General features: G+C 74.2%; 22 protein-coding genes. 11 read left to right on the forward strand and 11 right to left on the reverse strand.

The window, feature by feature from the left end; translation table 11 throughout:
- Positions 1-155 precede the first annotated feature (155 nt).
- The 4 genes from H9657_RS03010 (at position 156) to H9657_RS03025 (ending at position 4,856) form a co-directional block, all read left to right on the forward strand.
- The gene (locus H9657_RS03010) at positions 156-1,196 is read left to right on the forward strand and encodes a GNAT family N-acetyltransferase (protein ID WP_191780214.1); all 1,041 of its coding nucleotides are present in this window, start codon (positions 156-158) and stop codon (positions 1,194-1,196) included.
- A gap of 84 nt (positions 1,197-1,280) precedes the next feature.
- The gene (locus tag H9657_RS03015) at positions 1,281-1,838 is read left to right on the forward strand and encodes a DinB family protein (protein ID WP_191780216.1); all 558 of its coding nucleotides are present in this window, start codon (positions 1,281-1,283) and stop codon (positions 1,836-1,838) included.
- 91 nt (positions 1,839-1,929) lie between these two features.
- Positions 1,930-3,987 carry a TPM domain-containing protein gene (locus H9657_RS03020; protein WP_191780218.1) on the forward strand — a complete coding sequence of 686 codons (2,058 nt, stop codon included), beginning with the start codon at positions 1,930-1,932 and terminating at the stop codon, positions 3,985-3,987.
- Positions 3,988-4,076: 89 nt separating this feature from the next.
- On the forward strand, positions 4,077-4,856 hold the full coding sequence (locus tag H9657_RS03025) for a PspA/IM30 family protein (RefSeq protein WP_191780220.1): 780 nt from the start codon (positions 4,077-4,079) through the stop codon (positions 4,854-4,856).
- A gap of 75 nt (positions 4,857-4,931) precedes the next feature.
- Here H9657_RS03025 and H9657_RS03030 read toward each other — a convergent pair whose 3' ends face one another.
- A complete protein-coding gene (locus H9657_RS03030) occupies positions 4,932-5,714 on the reverse strand; it encodes a type 1 glutamine amidotransferase (protein WP_191780222.1) in 783 nt (260 codons plus the stop codon).
- Between the two features lie 185 nt (positions 5,715-5,899).
- Between H9657_RS03030 and H9657_RS03035 the strand changes: the two genes are divergently transcribed.
- From H9657_RS03035 to H9657_RS03045, 3 genes are read left to right on the forward strand one after another with little or no spacing between them, the layout of a single operon-like run.
- A complete protein-coding gene (locus H9657_RS03035; protein ID WP_191780224.1) occupies positions 5,900-6,619 on the forward strand; it encodes a response regulator transcription factor in 720 nt (239 codons plus the stop codon).
- Positions 6,616-8,166, forward strand: a complete 1,551-nt coding sequence (locus H9657_RS03040; RefSeq protein WP_191780225.1) for a sensor histidine kinase — start codon at positions 6,616-6,618, stop codon at positions 8,164-8,166. The genes H9657_RS03035 and H9657_RS03040 overlap by 4 nt, the downstream gene beginning before the upstream one ends.
- A gap of 9 nt (positions 8,167-8,175) precedes the next feature.
- A complete protein-coding gene (locus H9657_RS03045) occupies positions 8,176-8,970 on the forward strand; it encodes an HD domain-containing protein (RefSeq protein WP_191780226.1) in 795 nt (264 codons plus the stop codon).
- A 25-nt stretch (positions 8,971-8,995) separates the two neighbouring features.
- Here H9657_RS03045 and H9657_RS03050 read toward each other — a convergent pair whose 3' ends face one another.
- Positions 8,996-9,286 (reverse strand): WXG100 family type VII secretion target, encoded by a 291-nt coding sequence (locus H9657_RS03050; RefSeq protein ID WP_191780228.1) that lies wholly within the window; start codon positions 9,284-9,286, stop codon positions 8,996-8,998.
- Positions 9,287-9,471: 185 nt separating this feature from the next.
- Between H9657_RS03050 and H9657_RS03055 the strand changes: the two genes are divergently transcribed.
- The 4 genes from H9657_RS03055 (at position 9,472) to H9657_RS03070 (ending at position 12,275) form a co-directional block, all read left to right on the forward strand.
- Positions 9,472-9,765 (forward strand): DUF4031 domain-containing protein, encoded by a 294-nt coding sequence (locus H9657_RS03055; protein ID WP_191780230.1) that lies wholly within the window; start codon positions 9,472-9,474, stop codon positions 9,763-9,765.
- A 159-nt stretch (positions 9,766-9,924) separates the two neighbouring features.
- Entirely contained in the window at positions 9,925-11,547 is a 1,623-nt protein-coding gene (locus tag H9657_RS03060) for a sodium-dependent transporter (protein WP_191780232.1), read from the forward strand.
- Positions 11,547-11,681: a methionine/alanine import family NSS transporter small subunit gene (locus H9657_RS03065; protein ID WP_191780234.1), complete on the forward strand. Its 135-nt coding sequence runs from the start codon at positions 11,547-11,549 to the stop codon at positions 11,679-11,681. The genes H9657_RS03060 and H9657_RS03065 overlap by 1 nt, the downstream gene beginning before the upstream one ends.
- 129 nt (positions 11,682-11,810) lie before the next feature.
- Positions 11,811-12,275, forward strand: a complete 465-nt coding sequence (locus H9657_RS03070; RefSeq protein ID WP_191780236.1) for a hypothetical protein — start codon at positions 11,811-11,813, stop codon at positions 12,273-12,275.
- A 9-nt stretch (positions 12,276-12,284) separates the two neighbouring features.
- Here H9657_RS03070 and H9657_RS03075 read toward each other — a convergent pair whose 3' ends face one another.
- The 9 genes from H9657_RS03075 to H9657_RS03115 all read right to left on the reverse strand — a co-directional run bounded on the left by H9657_RS03075 (position 12,285) and on the right by H9657_RS03115 (position 21,698).
- Complete coding sequence (locus tag H9657_RS03075) at positions 12,285-13,019, reverse strand: GntR family transcriptional regulator (RefSeq protein ID WP_191780238.1); 735 nt, start codon at positions 13,017-13,019, stop codon at positions 12,285-12,287.
- Between the two features lie 64 nt (positions 13,020-13,083).
- Positions 13,084-13,779, reverse strand: a complete 696-nt coding sequence (gene urtE, locus H9657_RS03080; protein WP_191780239.1) for an urea ABC transporter ATP-binding subunit UrtE — start codon at positions 13,777-13,779, stop codon at positions 13,084-13,086.
- Entirely contained in the window at positions 13,779-14,675 is an 897-nt protein-coding gene (gene urtD, locus H9657_RS03085; RefSeq protein ID WP_191780241.1) for an urea ABC transporter ATP-binding protein UrtD, read from the reverse strand. Before urtD ends, urtE begins: the two co-directional genes overlap by 1 nt.
- On the reverse strand, positions 14,672-15,889 hold the full coding sequence (urtC, locus tag H9657_RS03090) for an urea ABC transporter permease subunit UrtC (RefSeq protein WP_225214528.1): 1,218 nt from the start codon (positions 15,887-15,889) through the stop codon (positions 14,672-14,674). The genes urtD and urtC overlap by 4 nt, the downstream gene beginning before the upstream one ends.
- Positions 15,886-16,770, reverse strand: coding sequence for an urea ABC transporter permease subunit UrtB (urtB, locus tag H9657_RS03095; protein ID WP_191780243.1), 885 nt, complete (start codon positions 16,768-16,770; stop codon positions 15,886-15,888). The genes urtC and urtB overlap by 4 nt, the downstream gene beginning before the upstream one ends.
- 113 nt (positions 16,771-16,883) lie before the next feature.
- On the reverse strand, positions 16,884-18,170 hold the full coding sequence (urtA, locus tag H9657_RS03100) for an urea ABC transporter substrate-binding protein (protein WP_225214529.1): 1,287 nt from the start codon (positions 18,168-18,170) through the stop codon (positions 16,884-16,886).
- 272 nt (positions 18,171-18,442) lie between these two features.
- A complete protein-coding gene (locus H9657_RS03105) occupies positions 18,443-19,630 on the reverse strand; it encodes a glycerate kinase (RefSeq protein ID WP_191780245.1) in 1,188 nt (395 codons plus the stop codon).
- Positions 19,627-20,334: a GntR family transcriptional regulator gene (locus H9657_RS03110; RefSeq protein WP_191780246.1), complete on the reverse strand. Its 708-nt coding sequence runs from the start codon at positions 20,332-20,334 to the stop codon at positions 19,627-19,629. Before H9657_RS03110 ends, H9657_RS03105 begins: the two co-directional genes overlap by 4 nt.
- Positions 20,335-20,345: 11 nt before the next feature.
- Entirely contained in the window at positions 20,346-21,698 is a 1,353-nt protein-coding gene (locus H9657_RS03115; RefSeq protein ID WP_191780248.1) for a C69 family dipeptidase, read from the reverse strand.
- Positions 21,699-21,735: the final 37 nt, after the last annotated feature.

A 21,735-nucleotide genomic window follows, 5' to 3' on the forward strand; every position in this document is an offset into this window, starting at 1 on the left:
ACCCACCCCTTCCCGACCCCCACCGTGGGAGTGGTCGCACATGTGACCACTCCACGCTCGGCACGACGCAGACGTGCCCACTTCGCGGGCGCCGACCCACTGCTGGAGACGGCCGGCGTCGCGTCGGGGCCCGGATCTGCGAGAAACTGGGATCGATGACCTCTCTGCTGCTGGACCCTGACCTCCTGTCGACCGCCCTGCCCGCCGGGTGGCACGCCGCCCTCCCCGGACCGCACGACGTGGCCGACCTGCACGCGCTGCGCGCACGGCACGAGGTCGCCGCGCGGGGTGCGGAGTCGGCGGGTCCCGACGCGACCCGCGCCGAGCTCACGGGGGACGCCGCCGCCAGCCGCGTGCACATGATGGTGCGGGACGCCTCCGGTGCCGCGCGCGGGTGGGCGACCGCGCAGGACCGTGCGGCGGGCCGTGTGCTCGTGGCCGTCGTCGTCGACCCCGAGCTCGACGACGCGACGGGCGACGAGGTCGCGGCCGCGCTCTTCGCGTGGGCCGAGGGCGCCGGCGGGGCGCAGGCGCGCGACCGCGGGCTGACCCGCACGCAGCTCGACAGCGGCGCCTTCGAGCCCGACGCGCGCCACCAGCGCCGGCTCGCCGCCGCCGGCTACGAGCGCGTCCGGACGTGGTGGCAGATGCGCCGCCCCGTGGTCGACGACGACCGCGGCCTGCGCCCCACCGGACCCGGCGTGGTGGTCCGCCGGCTGGACCGCGACGAGGGCGCGATGCCCGGGACGCGCGACCTCGCCGCGGCGCACGACGTGCTCGAGCAGGCGTTCGGCGACCACTTCAACTACCACGAGGAGACGTTCGACGAGTTCCTCGCGCGGCTGCGGTCCGACCCGGGTCACCGGTGGGACCACTGGTGGCTCGCCGAGCTCGTCGACGGCGACGAGCCGCAGCCGGTCGGGGTGCTCATCGCGAGCGCGTCGACCGACGCCGACGGCCGCGCCGTCGGCAGCTACGTCGAGTACCTCGGCGTCCTGCGGGCCGCCCGGGGTCGCGGCGTGGCGCGCTCGCTCCTCGACGCCGTCGTCACGGACGCCGCCGAGCGGGGCCGCGCGTACGTCGGGCTCGAGGTCGACGCCGACTCCCCCACCGGAGCGGCGGACCTGTACCTGTCCTCCGGCTACACGACGTCGTACGTCACGCAGTCGTGGCACCGGTACGTCGACGTCCACTGACGCACGGCTGACCCCGCCCCGAGGAGGGGCGCCTGCGGGTGCCCGGTGGTAGACCGGTCACGTCGCCGACGTCAGGGGGTCACCGTGCACTGGGGCGCGCTGCTGCTCGACCAGCTCGACTTCTACTGGACCGCGAGCCTGTGGCCACGGGTCCAGGGGCTCACCGACGACGAGTACCTGTGGGAGCCGGTCGCCGGGTGCTGGTCGGTGCGGCCGCGCGCCGACGGCACGTGGCAGGCGGACGGCCTCGACGTCGCCGAGCCGGACCCGCCGCCCGTCACCACGATCGCGTGGCGCCTCGCGCACATCGCCGTGGACGTGCTCGGCACGCGCGCGCAGGCGCTCTTCGGCGACCTGCCCGCGGGCGCCGACATGTTCGACCCCCGGCTGCGGCCGGCGTCGCTGCCCGCGACCGCGGACGACGCGCTGGCCCTCCTCGACGCGTCGTACCGCACGTGGCACGACGGGCTCGCGGGCCTCGACGACGACGCCCTGGCACGCCCGCTGGGGCCGCTCGGCGCGGGCTACGCGGACCAGCCGGTGGCCGCCCTCGTGCTGCACCTGCACCGCGAGACGATGCACCACGGCGGCGAGGTCGCCCTCCTGCGCGACCTGTACCGCGCCGGCTTCCGGTCGTCCTGACCAGCACGTCGTCTGCGGCGCGGTCCCCCGCCGGAACCTCCCGCACCGGCGTCGCGTTGCCCAGGGTGACACCCTGAGAAAGGATCGACACGTGCCCCTGGCCCGTCGCGCCCTCCGCCCGCTCTGCGCCCTCGCCGCCGGCGCGGTGATCGTCGTCGCCGGAGCGGGAGGCGCTGCCGCGCAGGCGCCGTTCGACCTCGGGGGCGCGACGGTGGTCGACCGCGCCGGCGTGCTCGAGGACCCGGCGGCCGTGCAGCAGGCCGTGGACCGGGTCGGGCAGGACACCCCGTACCGGCTGACCGTGGTCTACGTCGACACGTTCGACGGCCTCGGCGCGGAGACGTGGGTGCAGCGCACCGCCGAGGAGTCGGGGCTCGGGCAGTCGGACGCCGTGCTCGCCGTCGCCGTGGACGACGCGCAGTACACGCTGGCCCCCACGTCGCTCGGCACGATCACGCCCGCGCAGCTCGACCGCGTCGCGGACGACGTCCGGGCCGAGCTGTCGGACGGCGACTGGGACGGCGCCGCGGTCGCGGCCGCCGACGGCATCGTCGAGGCGGCGGGCGGCCGGTCCTCCGGTGCGGCGTCCGGCGGCGGGTCGTCCGGCGGCGCGCTGACGGCGGTGCTGCTCGTCGGCGCCGCGGTCATCGGCGCGGTGCTGCTGTTCACGTTCCTGCGCCGCCGCACGAACCGGCCGGCGGGCGTGCTGCGCGACACCGCGGGCGCGACGCGCGTCGCGGGCGCGGCGGACGAGTTCGCGGCCCTGCCGACCGCGGAGCTGGACCACCGCTCGGCGTCCGCGCTGGTCGCGCTCGACGACGCGCTGCGCTCGTCCGAGGAGGAGCTCGGGTTCGCGCAGGCGCAGTTCGGCACCGAGCCCACGCGCGAGTTCGAGACGGTCCTCGCGCAGGGCAAGCAGACGCTCACCGAGGCCTTCCGGCTGCGCCAGACGCTCGACGACGACGTCCCGGACACCGAGGAGCAGGTGCGCGCCACCTCGGCGCAGATCCTGCGGCTGTGCGGGCAGGTCGAGGACGCCCTCGACCAGCAGAAGGAGGCGTTCGACCGGCTGCGCGCCATCGAGGCCCGCGTCGACGACGCCGTCGAGGCGCACCAGCGCGAGGCGCAGCGGCTGCGGGCGCGCGTCGAGCCCGCCCGCGCCGCCGTCACCGCGCTCGCGGCGCGCTACTCGCCCGACACGCTGGGTTCCGTGGCCGGCAACCCGGACCAGGCCGCGCGGCTCCTCGACGACGTCGACGACGCGCTCACGCAGGCCCGCGCCCGCTCCGCCGAGGGCGACAAGGGCGGTGCCGTCGGGTTCGCCCGCGCCGCGGAGGAGGCCCTCGCGCAGGCCACGACGATGCTCGACGCGGTCGGCTCCGCGGACAGCGAGCTCGCGGCCGCGGGTGCCCGCCTCGAGGCCGGCATCGCGTCGATCACGGCGGACCTGGCCGACGCCGCGCGCCTGGCCCCGGGCGACCCGCAGGTCGCCCCGCACGCGCAGGAGGCGCGCGCGGCCGTCGAGAACGCGCAGGCCGCCCGCAGCGGCACGGGCGACCCGCTCGCGGCGCTGCGCCGCCTCACGTCCGCCGAGGCCGCGATCGACGCCGCGCTCGCACCGCGGCGCGACGCCGAGGAGCGCGGTCGGCGCGCGCTGGCGCTGCTCGACGACACCCTCGGACGGCTCGACTCCGCCGTGCGCGCGACCACCGACTACATCAGCACCCGTCGCGGCGCCGTCGGGCCGCAGGCCCGCACCCGGCTGGCGGAGGCCGACCGGCTGCGGCTGCGCGCGCTCGACCAGCGCACCACCGACCCCGAGGCGGCCCTCGCCACCGCGCAGCGCGGCGAGCAGCTCGTCGCCGAGGCGCAGCGGCTCGCGCGCACCGACGTCGAGAACGCCCAGTGGCACGACGACGACCGCCGCGGCGGCCGGGGCGGCGGCAGCGACGTGGGCGGCATGATCCTCGGCGGCATCCTCATCGACTCGATCCTGCGCGGCGGCGGACGCGGCGGCGGCGGGTGGGGCGGTGGCGGCGGCAGCTGGGGAGGCGGCGGCTTCGGCGGCGGCGGACGCGGCGGCGGGTTCGGGGGCGGGTTCGGCGGCGGCGGAGGGTTCGGCGGCGGCGGGCGCGGCGGCGGGTTCTGACGACCTCACGCACCCGCCGACGACGGCGGGTGCGGCACGTGACACCGGGCGGACGGTCCGGGTCGGCACCACAGGGAGGGCACGACACGATGACCGAGAAGCAGTCGATCTTCGGACGGATCGCGCAGCTGACGCGCGCGAACATCAACGCGCTCATCGACCAGGCCGAGGACCCCCAGAAGATGCTCGACCAGCTCGTGCGGGACTTCACGGGCTCCATCGCCGACGCCGAGAAGGCCATCGCGCAGTCCATCGGCAACCTGCGCCTCGCCGAGCAGGACTACAACGAGGACGTCGCCGCGGCCCGCGACTGGGGCCAGAAGGCGGTCGCGGCGTCGTCGCGCGCCGACCAGTTCCGCGCCGCCGGGGACACGGCCAACGCCGACAAGTTCGACAACCTCGCGAAGATCGCGATCGGCAAGCAGCTCGCCGCCGAGCAGGAGGTCCGTGACGCCGAGCCCGTGATCGCCTCGCAGCGCGACACGGTCGAGAAGCTCAAGTCCGGCCTGGCGCAGATGAAGGACAAGCTGGGCCAGCTCAAGTCCCGTCGCGACACCCTCGTCGCGCGCCAGAAGTCCGCGCAGGCGCAGCGGCAGGTGCAGGAGGCGATCGGCTCGATCAACGTGCTCGACCCGACGAGCGAGATCGCGCGCTTCGAGGAGAAGGTCCGCCGCGAGGAGGCCTACGCGGCGGGTCAGGCCGAGCTGGCGGCGTCGTCGCTCGACGCGCAGTTCGCCGAGCTCGAGTCGGCGGGCACCGAGATCGAGATCGAGGCCCGGCTCGCCGCGCTCAAGCAGGGTGCCAACCCGCGGGAGATCGAGGCCACGACGGTGACGCCACAGATCGGCACCGGCACGTCGGACGCCTGACGGACGACGACGGCCCCGGTCCCCGCACGTCGGGGGGCCGGGGCCGTCGCGTTGTCGGTGTCGTTGTCCGCGTCGTCAGACGCTGACGCGGTGGGCCGCGGCGCGCTCGTGCACCAGGCCGGCGAACGCGTCGGCGACGGCGCGTCCGGACACCGTGAGCTCGTCGGCGCGCGCGGTCATCTGCGCGACGACCGCCTCGGTGTCCACGGCGTCGTTCCCCTCCGCCCAGGTGCGGATCGTCGCGACCCCGGCCTCGGGGTGGAACTGCACGCCCCAGGCGCTGCCGATGCGGAACGCCTGGAAGGGGTACATCGCCGTCGAGGCGAGCCAGACCGCCCCGCGGGGCAGGTCCACGACGGCGTCGCCGTGCATGCTCGGCTGGGGGCTGGTCCGCGCCGCGCCGGCGTGCCGGACGAGCGCGCCGACGAGCGGGTCGGCCGCGGCCTCCGGGCGCCAGCGCACGTCGACGACGCCCGCCTCGCACCCCGGGGGCGCCGCGAGCTCGACGCGTCCGCCGCGCGCGACGGCGAGCAGCTGGGCACCCAGGCAGATGGCGAGGGCCGGCACGTCGGTCGCGCTGACGACGGCCAGCAGGTCGCGCAGCGGCCGCAGCCACGGTGCGGCGTCGTCGTCGTGCGCGGACATGGGGCCGCCCAGGACGACGAGCCCGTCACCCACCTCGGTCGGGCCGGGCAGGGCGTCACCGAGGTCGGCGCGCACCAGGTGCACGTCGATCCCCGTCCACCACTCGGCGAAGCGGTCGAGGCCGCAGTCGGGGGAGCTCTGCACGACGGTGACGCGGGGCCTCGCCCCGGCGTCCGCAGCGTCGAGCGCGTGGTCGCTGAAGGGAACGGTCACGGTTCAACGGTAGCGGCGAGGGGCCGCTGAGCCGAATGTCCAGGTCACATGTCCACAACGATCTGCGTCTCGTGCGCAGCGGCCGCTCGCGCCCTCATGACGCGTCCAGGAACCTCCCAGGTGACGCCCCCGACTTCCTCTCCGGCACTCAGGCGGCTCCCAGGATCCGGCGCGAGAATGGGGACATGACCAGCACGCCCGAGGCCCGCCTGCTCGTCGTGGACGACGAGCCGAACATCCGTGAGCTGCTCGCGACGTCGCTGCGCTTCGCGGGGTTCGAGGTGCACGCGGCCGCCGACGGGATGTCCGCCCTGCGGCTCGCGCGCGACATCGAGCCGGACCTCGTGGTGCTCGACGTCATGCTGCCCGACATGGACGGGTTCACGGTCACCCGCCGCCTGCGCGAGAAGGGCCAGCACGTGCCCGTGCTCTTCCTCACCGCGCGCGACGACACGGCCGACAAGGTGCAGGGCCTGACCGTCGGCGGGGACGACTACGTGACCAAGCCGTTCAGCCTCGAGGAGGTCGTCGCGCGCATCCGCGCGATCCTGCGACGCACCGCCCCGGAGGACGGCCTCGGCTCGTCCGTGCTGCGGTACGCCGACCTCGAGCTCGACGACGACACCCACGAGGTGCGCCGCGCCGGGCAGGCGGTCGACCTGTCCCCCACCGAGTTCAAGCTGCTGCGCTACCTCATGCTCAACCCGCAGCGCGTGCTGTCCAAGACGCAGATCCTCGACCACGTGTGGCAGTACGAGTGGGGCGGCGACGCCAACATCGTCGAGTCCTACATCTCCTACCTGCGGCGCAAGATCGACCACCTCACGGACGCCGACGGCAACCGGCTGCCCCCACTCATCCACACCCGGCGAGGCGTGGGCTACCTGCTGCGCGAGTCCGCGTGACGGCAGCGGCGGACGCCACGGACGGTGCCGGTCCCGTCGCGGCGGCCCGCACCCTGTGGCGCCGCACGTCGCTGCACTGGCGGCTCGTGACGATCACCGCCGTCCTGCTCGGCACGGGCCTGGTCGTCGCCGGGGTCACCGCCACGACGCTGCTCGAGCGGAACCTGCTGGCACCGGTCGACGAGAAGCTCGCCACCGAGGCGCAGTCGGTCGCCGGCGAGGCGCTCGGGTACCTCACCAGCCAGCGCGGTCACATCGGGCCGACGGACTACTACGTGCGGGTGCAGACCCGCGCCCAGGAGGCCTCGGTCGTCAGCCCGGCGACCGAGCAGATGTACGGCATGCCGCGGGTCGCCGACCTGACGGCGCTCGACGCGTCGGCGATCAGCGGCGAGCCGTTCACCGTGCCCTCGACGCGCACCGGCTCCCCCTGGCGCGTCGTCGCCTACCCGTTCCAGGCGTCGGACGGCACGGCCGGGTCGGTCGTCGTCGGCCTGCCGCTGCGGGACCTGCACGGGACGGTCGTCGCGATGTCGTGGAGCCTGGCGGCGTCGGGCCTGCTCATCGTCGTGGCGGGTGTCGTCGCCGGCGGCTGGGCGGTCCGCCGGTCGCTGCGGCCCCTCGCCGAGATCGAGCGGACCGCCGCCGAGATCGCCGCGGGCGACCTGTCGCAGCGCGTGCCGGTCGCGCCGGCGAGCACCGAGGTCGGCCGTCTCGGCGCGGCGCTCAACGGCATGCTCGCGCAGATCGAGGAGGCGTTCGACGCACGCACCGCGTCCGAGGCCCGCATGCGGCGGTTCGTCGCGGACGCGTCGCACGAGCTGCGCACGCCCCTGGCCGCGATCCGCGGGTACGCCGAGCTGTACCGCATGGGCGCCACGACGACGCCCGAGCAGATCGCGGACACGATGCAGCGCATCGAGGGCTCCGCGGCCCGCATGGGGTCGCTCGTCGAGGACCTGCTCGCGCTGGCGCGGCTCGACGAGGGGCGGCGCGGCAGCATCGGCCCGGTCGACCTGACCGTGCTGGCCGCCGACGCGGTGAGCGACCTGCGCGCGCTGGACCCGCAGCGTCCGGTGCGCCTGGTGGCGCTCGACGGCGTGACGGCCCCGCGGGTCGTCGTGGGCGACGAGGAGCGGCTGCGGCAGGTGCTGGCCAACCTCGTCGGCAACGCCGCGCGCCACACGCCCCCCGCGACGCCCGTCGAGATCGCCGTGGGCGCCGCGGACGACGAGACCGCCGTCGTCGAGGTCCGCGACCACGGCCCCGGCATCCCGCCGGAGCACGCCGAGCGCGTCTTCGAGCGGTTCTACCGGATCGACGCGTCACGCACCCGCGACTCGGGAGGCTCGGGTCTCGGCATGGCGATCGTGGCGGCGATCGTCGCGTCCCACGGCGGGACGGTCGCGGTGCACCCGACCCCCGGCGGGGGCGCGACCGTGCGCGTCGAGCTGCCCGTGGCCGGCCCTCCTCCCGCATCGCGGCCCGCCGATGCGACGCCCGCCGCGGACGTGGCTACGATGACGGGTCCGTCGCCAACGTCGTGAGGCTGATCCATGGGCGTCCATGACGCACCCGCCTGGCTGGTCCCGGCTTTCACCCGCAACGTCGCCGAGGCCGGAGGCACCGCACCGGTCGAGCAGGTCCGGCGCACCGCCGAGGACCTCCTGGAGAGGTGGACCCGGCCCGAGCGGCACTTCCACAACCTCCGGCACCTCGTCGACGTGCTCGCGCGCGTCGACGAGCTCGACGAGGAGGCGCACCACCCCGAGCTCGTCCGGCTCGCCGCCTGGTACCACGGCGCGGTGTTCGACTCGGCCGAGCGCAAGGCGTACGCCAACCGCGGCGGCGAGGACGAGGCCGCGAGCGCCGTCCTGGCCCGCGAGCAGCTCACCGGGCTCGGCGTGCCGGAGACGCAGGCGCAGCGCGTCGCGGACCTGGTCTCGGCGCTGATCCGGCACTCGCCCGACGTGCGGGACAGCGACTGCGCGGTCCTGTGCGACGCGGACCTCGCGATGCTCGCGACCGAGCCGCAGCGGTACAAGGCCTACCTCCAGGACGTCCGCGCCGAGTACGCGCACCTGCCGGTCGCGGACTACGTGCGGGCGCGCCTGCGCATCCTGCACAAGCTCCTGGCACGCCCGTCCCTCTTCGTCAGCCCGCTGGCCCAGCCCTGGGAGGAGCCCGCGCGGCAGAACGTCTCGGCGGAGCTGCAGCGCCTCGAGAAGGAGATGGCCCGCCTCGAGAAGGCCGAGGCCGACCAGGCCGCCGACCGGGCGGGCGACCAGCAGCAGGCCGGCCCCGAGGGACCGACGAACGGGAGCACGGCGACGCCCGCTCGCCGGGACTGAGGCGCCGCGCCGCCCCGCGCACCGGTCAGTGCGCGAACAGCCGCGACGCGTGCGCCTCCGCCTCGGCGTACGTGCGCGCCGCGGCCTGCATCGCCGCCGCGATCTGCGCGAGGGACTGCTCGACACGGCCCTGCGTCACGTTCCACTCGGCGACGACGGACCCGAAGGCTCCGGCCGCACCGCCCCGCCACGTCACCTGCAGCTCGACGAGCTGCCGCTGCATCGCGGCGACCTCGGCCTGGATGCTCGCGGCGCGCGCCAGCACCGCCGCGGCGGACCCGTCGAGCTGTGCGGCGTCGACCTCGTACCTGCTCATGGACGTCCTCCCGGTCCGGGGTGCCGCCGTGCGCGGCACCGACCACCTCGACGCTAGGGAGGAGACGCGCGTCGTCGGGCGAGCCCGCAGCAGTCGGTGGACGGGCCGGTCCGGGGAGGTGCCTGGGGTCGGCTCGCGGGACGGGACGGACCGGCGTGCCCCCGCGCGTCTCGTAGCCTCGGGTGGTGACCGTCCTCGTCGACCCCCCGCTGTGGCCCCGGCACGGCACGGTGTGGGGGCACCTCGTGAGCGACACCTCGTACGACGAGCTGCACGCCTTCGCCGCGCGCGCCGGCATCCCCCGGCGCGCGTTCGACCTCGACCACTACGACGTGCCGGTCGAGCGGTGGGACGAGGTGGTCGCGCTGGGCGCCGAACCCGTCGGCACGCGTGACCTCGTCCGTCGCCTGCGCGCGTCGGGCCTGCGGGTCACCGCCCGCGCGCGCCGGGCCCCCTCACCTCTCGGCCCGGGCGGCTGAGCCCCCGCACGACCTGCGCGGACGTCGACCCCCGCCGGAGTGCGTCGGGCACGGCACGCTCCGGTCGGGCCCCCTCGAGGTGCAGATGTCCGGCCCGGGCGTAGTGTCCGGAACGGCAGCATCGCGGCGAGGCGGCTCGTGAGGACGGCGGGGGGCAGCATGAGCACCACACCGGAAGGTGCCACCGAGCAGGCCGAGGTGGAGCGACGACGGGGGTCGTTCAGCTCCCGCCGCGTCTTCATCCTCGCGGCCATCGGCTCGGCGGTCGGGCTCGGCAACATCTGGCGGTTCCCCTACGTCGCCTACGAGAACGGCGGCGGCGCGTTCGTCGTGCCCTACCTCGTCGCGCTGCTCACCGCCGGCCTGCCGTTCCTGCTGCTCGACTACGCGATCGGGCACCGGCAGCGCGGCTCCGCCCCGCTGTCGTTCGCCCGCCTGCGCCGCGGCACCGAGGGGCTCGGCTGGTGGCAGGTCGCCATCTGCTTCGTCATCGCCGTCTACTACGCGGCCGTGGTCGCGTGGGCGCTGCGCTACACCTTCTTCTCGCTCGACAAGGCCTGGGGCTCCGACCCCGAGGGGTTCTTCTTCGGCGAGTTCCTGCAGGCCGGCGACGTCCGCGTCACCACCGACGTGGTGCCCGGGGTGCTCGTGCCCCTCACGATCGTCTGGCTGGGCGTCCTGGTGATCATGGCGCTCGGCGTGCAGCGCGGGATCGGTGCGAGCTCGGTGGTCTTCATCCCCGTGCTGATCCTCGCGTTCGCCGCCCTCGTCGTGCAGGCGCTGTTCCTCCCGGGCGCGGCGGCCGGCCTCGACGCCCTCTTCACACCGGACTGGTCGGCGCTCACCTCGGCGTCGGTGTGGGCGGCCGCGTTCGGCCAGATCTTCTTCTCGCTGTCCATCGGCTTCGGCATCATGATCACGTACGCCTCGTACGTGGGCCGCCGCGAGGACATGGTCGGCTCGGGCTTCGTCGTGGGCTTCGCGAACTCCAGCTTCGAGCTGCTCGCGGGCATCGGCGTGTTCGCCGCCCTCGGCTTCATGGCGCAGGCCGACGGCGTCGCGGTCGGCGACGTGGCCAGCAGCGGGATCGGTCTGGCGTTCATCGCGTTCCCGACGATCATCAGCGAGGCGCCGGCCGGCGCGCTCATCGGCGTCCTGTTCTTCGGGTCCCTCGTCCTGGCCGGGATCACGTCGCTCGTCAGCGTCATCGAGGTGGTCATCTCCGCCGTCCGCGACAAGCTCGACACCCGTCGCCTCACCGCGACCCTCGCGGTCGTCGTGCCGTGCGCCGTGCTGAGCCTGGCCCTGTTCAGCACGACGAGCGGCATCTACGTCCTCGACGTCGTCGACCACTTCGTCAACCAGTACGGCATCCTCGTGGTGGCCCTCGTCAGCATGCTGGTCGTCGCCTGGGGGCTGCGGGCCCTGCCCGCCCTCGGTGCGCACCTCAACGTCCACGGCCGCCCGCGGCTCGGTCGGACCTGGCGCGTCCTGACCAGCGTCGTGGCCCCGGTGGGGCTGGTCGTCGTGCTCGTCTTCGCGCTCCGCGAGGACCTCGGCGCGCCCTACGAGGACTACCCCGCCTGGTTGCTGATCGTCTTCGGCTGGCTCATGGTCGTGCTGCTGCCGGTCGTCGGCTTCCTGGTCGCCCGCGTGCCGTGGCGCGCCGGGACCCACCTGGACGGGCCGCCACCCGGCTCGGACCCCACGGCGCCGCTCGACGCCACCGGCATCGGGGCGTCGGGCGCGAGCCCGGCCCGTGACCACGAGGGAGACCGCTGATGAGCACGAGCGCGATCGTGATGATGGTGGTGGCGATGGTCGTCATCTGGGGCGGGCTGGCCGCGGCGATCGTCAACCTGCTGCGGCACGGCGCGGTCGAGAACCGCGCGGAGAACGTGCGCCGCGACCTGTGAGGCGTGCGGCCTGCTGACGAGGCGGGTCCGGGCGTTTCACCCCGTGCGCGCCGGTGCGCACAGGGTGTCGCGTACCGGGCTCCGTCTAGGTTGGCGCCTCCAGCCGCGCCACCCGGAGGACCCGCACCGATGCCACGCCACATCCGCCTCGCCACCGGTCTCGTGACGGCGACCGCCCTCGCCGTCCTGCTCGGCGGGTGCAACGCTGCCCGCGACCAGCTCTCCGGCCCTCCACGTGACGAGAACGACGTCCCGATCACGCGGCTGGTCAAGGACGCCGTCACCGAGGCGCTGCCGGACGCCGCCGAGGTCACGCCGCGCGCCGGGCTGGACGGGTTCGCCTACCGCATGGGCCTGACCGTCACGTGGCCCGACGAGCAGCCGCTCGACGCGGACGCCGTGGCGGCAGGTGCGCGGGCGATCTGCGAGCACCTGACGGGGTTCGACTACGTCGACTACGGCTTCTACCTCGCCGGGGAGGACCGCCGCGTCGACCTCACGGAGCTGTGGCCCCGCACGTTCCCGGACGTCGGGCGCGTCGACCGCAGCACGGTCACGTTCCTCGAGGACGACTGCACCGCCATCCGCAGCTGACCGCACCGGTCAGGTGTGGACCGCCATGCGCGCCATCGCGTGCGACGCGCGCTCCATGACCACCTCGAGCGACTCCCCCACGTGCTTGTGCAGCGCCGTGAGCGCGTCGTCCAGGCGGTCGTCGAGGACGAGGTCGAGGATCTCGATGTGCTCCGCGATGGTCGCGGTGATGCGCTCGTCCTCGACGAAGTCGTGCATCCGCACGGCACGGATCTTCTGGTTCACCGTGACCAGCGCGTCCGTGAGCTGCGCGTTGCCGGACGCCTGCGACAGCGCCCGGTGGAAGCCCTCGTCGAGCAGCACGAAGCTCGGGTCGGGGTCCGGGACGTCGTCGCGCAGCTCGCGCCAGCGCTCGAGCGCGGCGGCCAGCAGTGCACGGTCGTGCCGCACCTGGGGGTTCTCGATGGCCCGGGCGATGCCGCGCAGCTCGAGGGTGATCCGCAGCTCGTACAGGTCACGCAACGACGCGAGCGACGGCACGACGACCGCGTAGCCGAAGTCGGTGCGCTCGACGAGCCCGTCGGACAGCAGCCGCGACAGCGCCTCGCGCACCGGCGTGCGGGACACGTCGAACGCCCGGGACAGCTTGGGCTCGGTGAGGCGCTCGCGCGACGAGACCCGCCCGTTGAGGATCTCGTCCCGCAGCCGCTGGTAGACCTGCTCGCGCAGCGACTCGCCGGCGGGTGCGGCACCCGCCGGGGGCTCCGGCACGGCGAGCCCGTGCGGCCCGATGGACATGCTCATGACGCCAGCCCTCCCGCCCCCCACGGCTCCGGGACGAGGGTCCCGGAAGCCACCTCCGTCACCCTCAGAGCGCCATCGCGGCACGCACGTCCGCCTCCTGCGCCACACCCCCGTCACCCTGCGCGGTGACCCGCCCGGACTCCAGCACGTAGTACCGCGAGCAGGCCGCGAGCGCGAACCCCACGTGCTGCTCGACGAGCAGGACCGACAGCCCGCCGGCCCCTGCGAGCTGCACGATCGCGTCCTCGATCTCGGCGACGACCGACGGCTGGATGCCCTCGGTCGGCTCGTCGAGGACGATCAGGCGCGGACCGGTGATCAGCGCCCGGGCGATCGCGAGCTGCTGGCGCTGCCCGCCGGACAGCAGCCCCGCACGCCGCCCCAGCAGCCCGCGCAGCGCGGGGAACAGGTCGAGCGCCTCGTCGAGCCGCCGAGCCCCCGCCGACCCGGCGACGTCGGCGACGAGCTGCAGGTTCTCCCGCGCGGTGAGCTGGCCGAACGACTGCTGCCCCTGCGGGACGTACGCGAGCCCGGCGCGGACCCGCTGGTGCGGCCGCCACCGCGTGACGTCCTGCCCCCCGAGCAGCACCGTGCCCGACCGCACGGGCAGCAGGCCGACCGCGGCCCGCAGCAGCGTCGTCTTGCCCGCGCCGTTGTGGCCCATGACGGCGACGACCGCACCGTCCGGCACCTCGACGTCGACCCCGTGGACGACCGACGTGCGGCCGTACCCGACGTGCACCCCGCGCAGCTCCAGCATCACTCCACCCCCGTGCTCGTGGCCGGTGCGTCGCCGGCGGCCGCGCCGCGGCCCCGTCCGTGCGCCCCGGATCCCAGGTACACCTCGACGACGCGCGGGTCGGCCTGCACCTGCGCGACCGTGCCCTCGGACAGGACCTTGCCCTGGTGGAGCACCGTCACCGACGACGCGAACGAGCGCAGGAACTCCATGTCGTGCTCGACGACGACGACCGTGCGCTGCTCGCCGATGCGCTGCAGCAGCAGGCCCGTCTCCTCGCGCTCGGCCTGGCTCATGCCCGCCACCGGCTCGTCCAGGAGCAGCAGCCGCGCGTCCTGGACCAGCAGCATGCCGATCTCGAGCCACTGCTTCTGACCGTGCGCGAGGATCCCCGCCGGCAGGTCCCGGACCTTCGTCAGGCCGACGGTCTCCAGCGCGGCCTCGACCTCCGGCGGGATCCCGCGCCGGCGGCGCAGCATCGTCAGGGGGCCACGGCCGGCGCCCGCCGCGATGTCCAAGTTCTGCAGGACGGTGAGCTCGTCGAAGACGCTCGCCGTCTGGAACGTGCGCCCCACCCCGGCGCGCACGATGCGGTGCGACGGCTTGCCGAGCAGCTCGACGCGGCCGAACTGCACGGACCCCGTGGCGGGGGCGAGACCGGTGATCGCGTCGACGATCGTCGTCTTGCCGGCACCGTTGGGACCGATGAGGAACCGCAGGTCACCGCGTGTCACCGTGAGGTCCACGCCGTCGACGGCCACGAACCCGTCGAACACCACGCGCAGGTCACGGATCTCGAGGTAGTCGTGCCGGAACCGCTCGCCCGGCGCGGCGATGACCTGCTCGAGGGCCTCGGGGTCCAGGCCGCCGGCGTCGTCGGGCACGACGGGCTCGACGCTCTCGGGCTGCGGGTTCATGCGTTCCTCCCTGCGGTGCGGGCGGCGTCGGCCGCCTCCTGCGCGGCGCCGTCGGCGGCGTCGGTGGACGCGAGCTCGCGGGCCGCGTCGGGCCCGGACCCCACCGGCGGGTCGTCCGGCGCGGGCGCGCCCGCCGCCCGGCGCCGGCGCCACAGCCCGCCGAGGGACGCGAACCCCTGCGGCAGGAACGCGACGACGAGGATGAACAGCGCGCCCTGGAAGTAGGTCCAGAACGACGGGAACTGCTCGGACAGCCCGGTCTCGGCCCACGACACCGCGACCGCGCCCAGCACGGGCCCGAGCAGCGTGGCGCGTCCGCCGATCGCGACGCCCACGAGGAACCCGATGGACGGGATGACGCCCACGTCGGCCGGCGAGATGATGCCGACGACCGGTGCGAACAGGGCGCCGCCGATGCCCGCGAAGCACGCGGCGATCGCGTACGCGACGACCTTGACGTTCGCCGGGTCGTACCCGAGGAACCGCACGCGGTTCTCCTGGTCGCGCACCGCGACCAGGAGCTCGCCGTAGCGCGAGCTCATGAGCAGCCGCACGATGACGACCATCGCGATGAGCACGCCCGCGGCGATGAAGTAGAGCATCCGCTTGTTGACCGGGTCGGCCAGGTCGTACCCGAAGAACGACCGGAAGCCGTTGAGGCCGTTGGTGCCGCCCGTGACCTTCTGCTGGCCGACCAGCAGGATCGCGAACGCGGCCGCGAGCGCCTGCGACAGGATCGCGAAGTACGCGCCCCGCACACGGCGGCGGAACACCGCGAGCCCCAGCAGTGCGGCGATGCCGGCGGGCAGCACGAGGATCGCGAGGATCGTCACGACCGGGCTGCGCAGCGGCTCCCACCAGCCCGGCACGACGCCGTCGCCGTACAGCAGCAGGAAGTCGGGGACGGCGCCGGGGCCCGCGTCGGACAGCTTCATGTGCATCGCCATGAGGTAGCCGCCGATGCCGAAGAACACGCCCTGCCCCAGGACGAGCATGCCGCCACGGCCCCACGCCAGCCCGATGCCGACGGCGACCATCGCGAGGCACAGGAACTTCGCGAGCAGGTTGAGCCGGAAGTCCGAGAGCAGCGCGGGCGCCAGGCCGAAGAGCACGACCGCGGCGATCGCGACGCCGGCCCACACGCGCGTCGCGGGACGCCGCCACCACGGGGCGGGCGTGGCCGTGCCCGGGACGGGTCCGGTCGCCGCGCTCATGCCAGGCTCCGGGTGCGGACCGAGACCAGCCCCTGCGGCCGGACCTGCAGGAACGCGACGATGACGACGAACAGCAGGACCTTGGCCAGGCTCGCGGTCGTCGAGTACTCGAACGTGGCCTGCAGGATGCCGAGCGAGAACGCCGCGATGACGGCGCCCTTGAGCTGCCCGATGCCGCCGACGACGACCACGAGGAACGCGTCGACGATGTAGTTGGTGCCGAGCGTCGGCCCGATGGACCCGAGGAGCGTCAGCGCGACGCCCGCGACGCCGGCCACGCCCGAGCCGACGAAGAACGTGAGGCGGTCGGTGGCGCGCGTCGAGACGCCCGAGGTCTCCGCGAGGTCGCGGTTCTGCACGGTCGCGCGGATGCGGCGGCCCAGCGACGTCAGCTTCAGGACGAGGGACAGCGCGACCACGCACGCGATCGCGAGGCCCAGGATGAACAGGCGCGTCTTCGGCAGGTTCATGCCGAGGAACGGCACGGCCCCCGACAGCCACGCCGGGGCGCGCACGTCGACGTTGGGGGCGCCGAAGACGTCGCGCGCCAGCTGCTGCAGGACCAGCGCGACGCCGAACGTCACGAGCAGCGTGTCCAACGGCCGTCGGTACATCCGGGAGATCAGCGTGACCTCCAGCAGCAGCCCGAGCAGCCCGCCGACGACGAACCCGACGGGCAGCGCGACGAGCAGGGACACCCCCGCGTCGGGGATGAACGTCTGCAGGACGAACGCCGTGTAGGCGCCGGCCATCATGAACTCGCCGTGCGCCATGTTGATGACGCCCATCTGACCGAACGTCAGGGCCAGGCCGAGTGCCGCGAGCAGCAGCACCGAGCCGAGGCTCAGGCCCGCGAAGAGCTGGGAGAACAGGGCGTCCATGCGGCGCCGCCTTCCGTGGGTGGTCGACGCGCCCGCAGGGCGGTGGCCCGGCCCGGCCGAGGTCGGACCGGGCCACCGCGCTCAGGGGTGCGTGCTGGCGTGCGGGACGCGGGTCAGGACAGGCCCTCGGCCCAGTCGTACCCCTCGAGGAACGGGTCCGGCTCGATCGGGCCGTCCGACTCCCAGACGGAGTAGATGAGGCCGTCGGGCCCGATCTCCCCGATGTACGCCGTCTTGGCGATGTGGTGGTTGTCGCCGTTCACCGTGACCGTGCCCTCGGGGGCGTCGAACGAGACGCCGTCCGCGGCCTCCTGGATGTCCGCGACCGCGAAGGACTCGGCCTTCTCGACCATGCCCTTCCACAGGTACAGCGACGTGTACGCGGCCTCCATCGGGTCGGACGTCGGGCGGTCGTCGCCGTACTTCTCCTTGAACGCCGCGACGAACGTGGAGTTCTCCGGCGACTCGACCGTCTGGTAGTAGTTCCACGCGGTGAGCTGGCCGACGATGTTGTCGACGCCGATGCCGCCGACCTCCTCCTCCGCGATCGACACCGAGACCACGGGGGTCGCGTCGACCGTCAGGCCGACGTTCTTGTACTCCTTGAAGAACGCGACGTTGGAGTCACCGTTGAGGGTGTTGAACACCGCGTCCGCACCTGAGGACTTCAGCTTGTTGACGATGGTCGCGAAGTCCGTGTGCCCGAGCGGCGCGTACTCCTCGCCGACGATCTCGATGCCGTTGGCCTCGGCGTAGGCGTTGATGATCTTGTTCGCGGTGCGCGGGAAGACGTAGTCCGACCCGACGAGGAAGACCTTCTTCTTCCCCTGCTCCTTGAGGTAGTCCATGCCGGGGATGATCTGCTGGTTCGTCGTCGCACCGGTGTAGAAGATGTTCTTCGACGCCTCGAGCCCCTCGTACTGCACGGGGTAGAAGAGCAGCGAGTTCTTCGACTCGAAGACCGGCAGCATGGCCTTGCGCGACGAGGACGTCCAGCCGCCGAAGACCGCGGCGACGCAGTCCGACGAGATGAGCTTCTCGGCCTTCTCGGCGAACACGGTGGGCTCGGACGCGCCGTCCTCGGCCACGATCTCGAGCTGCTTGCCGAGCACGCCGCCGGCCGCGTTGATCTCCTCGGCGGCGAGGTCGAGGGAGTCACGGACCGTCTGCTCGGAGATGGCCATCGTGCCGGACAGCGAGTTGAGGAACCCGATCTTCACGGTGTCCCCGGACGTGTCCACGCAGGAGGCGCCGCCCGACGCGGACGCGGTGCCGGCCGCGGCGTCGGCCGTGCGCGCACCGCCGCACGCCGACAGCGACAGGGCGGCCGCGAGCGCGGCGGCCGACAGGGCGAGCGCGCGCTTCCGGGTCGTCCGCAGGGGGAAGGTGTGTGTGGTCAACGGTGTGCCTTTCGCTTCGGACGAGCTGGCGAGGGTGCCGGTCCGGGCCCGACCCACCGCGTGCCACCGCGCTGTGTCCCGCGGCGTATACAGGCCGGTGCCCATGGCCGAGGACGCTAGGGAGGACGTGTTTCGCGGGTCGGGCGCGTTCTGTAAACATCGCGTTTCGTCCCGTTCGCGCACGGCGACGAGGTCATCCGGGCGGCTCCGGCCGGACAGCACGAAGGCGGTGGACCGTCCGGTCCACCGCCTTCGTCGTGTCATGCACCGGGTCACCCGGCGACGGGCACCCCCGGCTCCGGGGCCGCACCGATCAGGTGCCGCTGCGCCAGCAGCGCCCCGGCCCGCTCCAGCAGGACGGGCGCGTCGGCCATGCACGTGCGCACGTCGGGCTCCAGCTCCAGCAGCGCCACGGCGCCCTCGACCCCGAGCTCCGTCAGGGTCTCGGCCGGCAGGTCGCACCGCCCCGAGACCACCAGCAGGCGCTTGTCGAGCGCGCGCGCGGTCTGCGCCACGCCGGCCACGACCTTGCCGCGCAGCGTCTGCTCGTCCACGCGGCCCTCCCCCGTGACCAGGACGTCGGCGCTGCGCGCGTAGGCGTCGAAGCCCACGAGCTCCTTGACCACCTCGATCCCGCTGCGGTACTCCGCGCCGAGCGCCGCCAGGAGCGCGTAGCCGACGCCACCGGCCGCTCCGGCACCGGGCCGGTGGGCTGCCTCGCGGTACTCCGGGCCGTAGGTCGTGGCGGCCACGTCCACGAGACGCGCGAGCCCGCGTTCGAGCCGGTCGACGTCCTGCGGCGTGGCACCCTTCTGCGCCGCGAAGACCCGCGCGGCGCCGGTCGGACCGAGCAGCGCCGAGTCGACGTCCGCGACCAGGGTGAAGGCGACACCGTCCGTCGAGCGTCGGACGCCGGTGAGATCGACCGTGCCGAGCTCGTCGAGGCCCCCGCCGCCCGGGAGCAGGTCGTAGCCGTCACGGTCGAGGAACCGCCCGCCCAGCGCCGCGAGCAGCCCGATGCCGCCGTCGGTCGACGCGCTCCCGCCGACGCCGAGGTACACGTGGTCGGCACCGTCGTGGATCGCCGCCCGCACGAGCTCACCGACGCCCGACGTCGTGGCGTCCAGCGGGCTGCGCCGCGTGCCGCACAGCGCCAGACCTGCCGCGTCGGCGAGCTCGACGAACGCCGCACGCCCCCGGCGGTAGAACGGGGCGTCGACCGGCACACCCAGCGGACCGGTCACGGGCACCGTCCGCGGCGTGAAGCCCGCGGCCGCGAAGCACCCGGCCGTCCCCTCCCCGCCGTCGGCCATCGGCAGGCACACGACCTCGCACCCCGGGCGCCCGTCGGCCGGCACCGCCCCCAGCACGCTGCGCACGCCGGTGGCCACCGCCTCGGCCACGCCGGGCGCGGACAGCGAGCCCTTGAACTTGTCGGGAGCCACCAGGACCCGGATCACGTCACCGGTCCCGTCGCCCCGTCCGGCCCCGCACCCGGCGCGTCGGACCGCGCCGACTCGGCGATCCACTCGAAGGCCCGCACGACGTGCTCGCGGGAGCACGCGGAGACCTCCTCGACCTCGCCCCGGCGGATCGCCTCGACGATCTGCCGGTGCTCGCGCCACGAGACGCTCACCCAGGACGTGCTCGACGTCCGGCGCATGACCCGCTCGATGTCACGCCAGTTGGCGTGCAGGAACCTCAGCATCAGCTCGCTGTCGGCCGCCTCGTAGAGGACCGTGTGGAACCTGCGGTCGAGCACGGCCAGCTCGACGCCGTCCTGCGTCCGGTCGGCCTCGTCGCACAGCTCGGTCAGCCGCGCGGCCAGCCGCTCCCGGTCGCCGTCCGGGTAGCGCGCCACCTTCGCCGCGATGAACGGCTCGAGGCAGGACCGCGCCTCGTAGATCTCCCAGGTCGCCTTCATGCTGACCTCGGCGACCACGGAGGTGCGCCGCGGCCTCGCCTCGACCAGGCCCTCCCCCTCGAGCACCCGGAGCGCGTGCTTGACGGGCTCCCTGCTCACCCCCAGCTGCTGGGCCAGGTCCCGCTGGACGAGCTGCGAGCCCGGAGGCAGCCGACCGTCCATGATCGCGTCGCGGATGCGGTCGACGACGAGCACCGCGAGCGCGGGCGGGTCGACCGCGTCGATCCGATCAGTGCCCATGGGGTCCGTCCTCATGCGGTCGCGGGAAGGGACGCGCCGGTGCCGACGTCGTCCAGGTAGGTGGCCCTGCGGTCGGTCGCGGGCACGCGCCCCTCGAAGCCCGTGCGGTCGACGAGGTCGGCCACGTGCTCGACGTGCGTCTGCGCCGCGGCCAGCGCCTGGCGGGTCAGGTCCGCCCGGCCGTCCACCGGCGTCGTCGGCTCGGCCGCGAGCAGGTCCGCCTGCGCGACGTCGACGAGCCTGGCGACGACGGGGTGGAGCACGTCGAAGTACCGCTCGACCCTGCGCTGCGTGGTCTCGGTCCGCCACCAGAAGTCGGGGCCGGCCATGCTCTCGGGGCGGCGCAGCTGCGCCGGGACCTCGAGGTCGTTCCAGAGCGGGACGAAGACCGACATGCACGGGGACGCGGCGGACGCCCAGATCGTCGCCCCGCCCCGCGCGGGGTCGCCGTGCAGCTCCGCGACCACGCTGGCGGCCGTCTCGAACCCCTCGGCGGTCGCGGCGTGCATGCACAGCGAGCCCTCGCTCGACGCGCTCGGCGCCCAGTCGTTGCCCGTCCGCCCGGAGTCGTCGCTGTGGTCGCGCAGGAAGCCCATCATCGTCGCGGGCCCGACGCCGGGCCCCTCACCGGCGAGCAGGCTCCCCGAGCGCCCCAGCCGCGCGCGGCACGAGGGCAGCCGGTCGAGCCCGGTGTCGGTGTACGCCAGCGTCCAGCTGAACGGCTGCGACGGGTCGTGCCAGCCGTTGTCGACCGCGTGCTGCACGGCGTCGCGCGAGATCCGGTCGTACTGGGTACCGATCGAGTAGACGTTCGAGATGGACGCGACGTCCGTGACCTGGCGCGCAGCCCAGTGCCGGCCCGAGGTCTCCAGGACCCAGGCCGTGGTGGGGTCGGCGAAGATGAAGCTGTTCTGGTACGCCGTCTGGCCCTCGAAGGAGCACGACCCGGACTGCCCGTGCTCCTCGAGCAGACCGGTCACCAGCTCGAGCGCCTGCGTCGCGGTCGTCGCCCGCTCGAGCGCGATGCGGACGTAGTCCATCCCCAGGAGGCCGGGCTCGAGCGACGCCTCGTCGCGCGACCACGCGGCCTCGTTCCCGACCGCGAGGCCGAACTCGTTGACCCCGTGCTCCAGACCCCAGATCCACCAGGGCTGCGACCCGATGAAGGCGTGCGTCCGCTCGACCTGCGGGATCGCGACGTGCGTGCACTGCACCATCGGCTCCTCGTGGGTCGCACGCGGCTGCTGGACCAGGTACTGGGCCTCGTTGGGCTCGCGGTCGGAGTTCTTGGCGAAGACGGGGTGACCACAGGCCGTGACGGAACCGAGTGCGACCATGGTGTCGCACGACGGGGAGAACTTCATGGGACTTCCCTTCTCGTGGGTGCCCGGCGTCGCTGCG

It is taken from the genome of Cellulomonas avistercoris, from assembly GCF_014836445.1.
Taxonomy (GTDB): Bacteria; Actinomycetota; Actinomycetes; order Actinomycetales; family Cellulomonadaceae; genus Cellulomonas; species Cellulomonas avistercoris.

Excerpts from the sequence above, each read along its gene's own strand:
- H9657_RS03060 (WP_191780232.1), top strand. The coding sequence starts at position 9,925 with ATGAGCACCACACCGGAAGGTGCCACCGAGCAGGCCGAGGTGGAGCGA.
- urtC (WP_225214528.1), bottom strand. The coding sequence starts at position 15,889 with ATGAGCGCGGCGACCGGACCCGTCCCGGGCACGGCCACGCCCGCCCCG.
- H9657_RS03110 (WP_191780246.1), bottom strand. The coding sequence starts at position 20,334 with ATGGGCACTGATCGGATCGACGCGGTCGACCCGCCCGCGCTCGCGGTG.
- H9657_RS03115 (WP_191780248.1), bottom strand. The coding sequence starts at position 21,698 with ATGAAGTTCTCCCCGTCGTGCGACACCATGGTCGCACTCGGTTCCGTC.
- urtD (WP_191780241.1), bottom strand. The coding sequence starts at position 14,675 with ATGAACCCGCAGCCCGAGAGCGTCGAGCCCGTCGTGCCCGACGACGCC.
- urtE (WP_191780239.1), bottom strand. The coding sequence starts at position 13,779 with ATGCTGGAGCTGCGCGGGGTGCACGTCGGGTACGGCCGCACGTCGGTC.
- H9657_RS03035 (WP_191780224.1), top strand. The coding sequence starts at position 5,900 with ATGACCAGCACGCCCGAGGCCCGCCTGCTCGTCGTGGACGACGAGCCG.
- H9657_RS03065 (WP_191780234.1), top strand. The coding sequence starts at position 11,547 with ATGAGCACGAGCGCGATCGTGATGATGGTGGTGGCGATGGTCGTCATC.
- H9657_RS03075 (WP_191780238.1), bottom strand. The coding sequence starts at position 13,019 with ATGAGCATGTCCATCGGGCCGCACGGGCTCGCCGTGCCGGAGCCCCCG.
- H9657_RS03070 (WP_191780236.1), top strand. The coding sequence starts at position 11,811 with ATGCCACGCCACATCCGCCTCGCCACCGGTCTCGTGACGGCGACCGCC.
- H9657_RS03025 (WP_191780220.1), top strand. The coding sequence starts at position 4,077 with ATGACCGAGAAGCAGTCGATCTTCGGACGGATCGCGCAGCTGACGCGC.
- H9657_RS03050 (WP_191780228.1), bottom strand. The coding sequence starts at position 9,286 with ATGAGCAGGTACGAGGTCGACGCCGCACAGCTCGACGGGTCCGCCGCG.
- H9657_RS03010 (WP_191780214.1), top strand. The coding sequence starts at position 156 with ATGACCTCTCTGCTGCTGGACCCTGACCTCCTGTCGACCGCCCTGCCC.
- H9657_RS03045 (WP_191780226.1), top strand. The coding sequence starts at position 8,176 with ATGGGCGTCCATGACGCACCCGCCTGGCTGGTCCCGGCTTTCACCCGC.
- urtB (WP_191780243.1), bottom strand. The coding sequence starts at position 16,770 with ATGGACGCCCTGTTCTCCCAGCTCTTCGCGGGCCTGAGCCTCGGCTCG.